The organism is Helicobacter sp. 13S00477-4, assembly GCF_002272785.1.
Lineage (GTDB): Bacteria > Campylobacterota > Campylobacteria > Campylobacterales > Helicobacteraceae > Helicobacter_J.
This window is the reverse complement of the sequence record NZ_MLAS01000042.1, coordinates 1-440: the sequence shown is the minus strand read 5'-3', so window position 1 is coordinate 440 and position 440 is coordinate 1. Positions and strand designations below refer to the sequence as shown.

Sequence of the window (440 nt, the reverse complement as noted above, 5' to 3'; positions counted from 1 at the left end):
TTATCAAAATAAAAAGGTGATTGATTGCCAATAATATCATCAGGTTTAGGACAAATCTTATCTTCATTCAAAATCCATTCAATATAATCAATAATAGAACGATGAGATACTACTACTCCTTTTGGGATACCTGTAGAACCTGAAGTATTGATAATATAAGCAGGGTCTGTATCGATCCTAGATTCAAAATTAGTTTTAATTGGCTGAATTTTTTGGATCAAATCTTCAATCAATAAAATCTTTTTATTTTCAATAATACCTTCTAATTTAGATTGATTGACTTTATCGGTGATGATAAAATCAGGATTGATATTTTCTAAAATAGATTTTAATCTTTCTTTAGGGCTTTTAATATCCAAAGGCATATAAACATTTCCAGAAAGTAAAATCCCTGCTATAGATAAAAGTGATTGGATATTTTTAGGGAGGAAAATGGCTAT

General features: G+C 28.0%; 1 protein-coding gene. It reads right to left on the bottom strand.

Annotated features, from left to right (window positions below; translation table 11 throughout):
• Positions 1-440, bottom strand: a 440-nt coding sequence (locus tag BKH44_RS08675; protein WP_143428346.1) for an AMP-binding protein, incomplete at both ends; no start/stop codon positions are given.